This is a genomic window from Methanobrevibacter sp. (assembly GCF_017468685.1).
Classification (GTDB): domain Archaea; phylum Methanobacteriota; class Methanobacteria; order Methanobacteriales; family Methanobacteriaceae; genus Methanocatella.
Genome location: NZ_JAFUHT010000070.1, coordinates 1 through 1,614, shown reverse-complemented (window position 1 = coordinate 1,614; position 1,614 = coordinate 1). Strand labels below are relative to the sequence as shown.

Genomic DNA, 1,614 nt, shown 5'->3' with positions numbered 1-1,614 from the left:
TGAACCTGTTGTAGTTTTGGTGTATGGCTCTATGAACAAGTCTGTATTTAGTGACTACCTGGGTACTACAAAATTTGTTCACTATCCCGACTGGACAACAAAGTCTCATCAGGGAGGTGATCGCTGATGGGAAGCGGTAGCGGCGGACCTTACGGAAGCAGTTCAAGCGGTAGCGGTTCTCAGCCTTTTGCTCCAACTTATCATGTTGTAGATACAGCACTTGAAAATGATAAGGCGGATCCAGATATTTACGATCCTCAAAAAGGATATTTTCATAATCCTACCGCAACAGCCTTAAGCAACGCAATAGATGTGAATAGGGTTGTTATTGACGGAAAAAGACAAGACGGTTCAATCACATACGTTTTAGATGAAAATGATACTATCATTATTGGAAATCGTGTAAATCCCAATCATCCAGAAAAGCATAAGCGTGCTCCACATCCAACATTGATTGGTGGTAAAGACCCACAAGTACAGTGTGCCGGAATGATTACATTTCATAAAGGTAAAATATTTAGTATTAATAATGACAGTGGACATTTTCGTCCTAATCAGAAGTCAATGGAAAAAGTATACAAAGCACTAAAAAAACTTTATGATACAAATCCAGAAGTGTCTGACAAAGGCTTTAAATGGAGGTAATTATGGATAAATCAGAATTATATGAAAACATTTATTTTTTGTTTAATCGTCATTGGGACGAGGAACTTACAGATGAGGAAGAGGATATGCTACAAGAAAAATATGACAAACTTGTACACGAATGTGGCTGGGAATCTGTTTTTGAGGCAATAAACAAATATATGCGAACAGAGTGTCTTGATGGTGATACTGCCTGCAATTTTGCTCATATGTATTGGGGATATAATTGCTATAGTCCTAAAAGCATCGACTTTCCTTACTCTTTTTTAGGGTATCTTTTCTACAGAATGAATCTTGAACCGTGGAAATATGATGCAGTAGATATAATGGACAGCTTGGTTAAGGATTTATTATCCACTAAAAGCGATAAAAGTCATGACCCGTTTTGGAACACGGATTATATACCTGAAAAAGACCCTGATATAATAGCTGAGGTTGAGAAACTGAGGGAAGAAAATTTATGATGAATAACACTAAGGCGAAAACGATAGAAGAATATACGAATTATCTGCTAAACTGTCGCTTTACAGATGATAGTTTTGATCCTGAAGATCATGAAGAACATTTACAAGCATCGTGGGAATTATTTGAGAACTATTCTTGGGAGGAAATTGCTCTCGCTTGGATGGATCATCTTTACACAAATTGTAAAACTCCCGAAGAGGTTATCAATTTTGTAAACCTTTTTGTATACTACGAAGCTGCTGATCACCCGATTAATGATCCTATAAGATTTATTGGTTACCTCTACTATAAGGTTGACATGGATAAGTATTGGGAGCAAGCCGGAGAGTTATTTGAGGGTGTAGCGATAACTATACTTTCAAAAAGTGGTCTTGTGAATACAATGGCTGATCCTTATTACAATCCCATGAAAGATAGTCGCATCATAAAAGAGATCGATGAACTTAGAAAGGCTGAAAGCAATGAACAGTGATCTTGATAATATTACCAATGAGCTTTTCAGTC

Annotated in this window: 3 protein-coding genes; all 3 read left to right on the top strand. The window is 36.9% G+C overall.

Translation table 11 applies throughout. The annotated features are described in order from the left end of the window. Positions 1-126: 126 nt before the first annotated feature. The 3 genes from IJ258_RS08775 to IJ258_RS08765 are packed head-to-tail and all read left to right on the top strand — an operon-like array spanning position 127 to position 1,582. A complete protein-coding gene (locus tag IJ258_RS08775) occupies positions 127-645 on the top strand; it encodes a hypothetical protein (protein WP_292805939.1) in 519 nt (172 codons plus the stop codon). A 2-nt stretch (positions 646-647) separates the two neighbouring features. Next, positions 648-1,109, top strand: coding sequence for a hypothetical protein (locus IJ258_RS08770; protein ID WP_292805936.1), 462 nt, complete (start codon positions 648-650; stop codon positions 1,107-1,109). Further along, positions 1,106-1,582: a hypothetical protein gene (locus tag IJ258_RS08765; protein WP_292805934.1), complete on the top strand. Its 477-nt coding sequence runs from the start codon at positions 1,106-1,108 to the stop codon at positions 1,580-1,582. Before IJ258_RS08770 ends, IJ258_RS08765 begins: the two co-directional genes overlap by 4 nt. Positions 1,583-1,614 lie beyond the last annotated feature (32 nt).

Bases quoted from the DNA above. Each gene is read 5' to 3' on its own strand.
- IJ258_RS08775 (WP_292805939.1), top strand. From the start codon at position 127: ATGGGAAGCGGTAGCGGCGGACCTTACGGAAGCAGTTCAAGCGGTAGC.
- IJ258_RS08770 (WP_292805936.1), top strand. From the start codon at position 648: ATGGATAAATCAGAATTATATGAAAACATTTATTTTTTGTTTAATCGT.
- IJ258_RS08765 (WP_292805934.1), top strand. From the start codon at position 1,106: ATGATGAATAACACTAAGGCGAAAACGATAGAAGAATATACGAATTAT.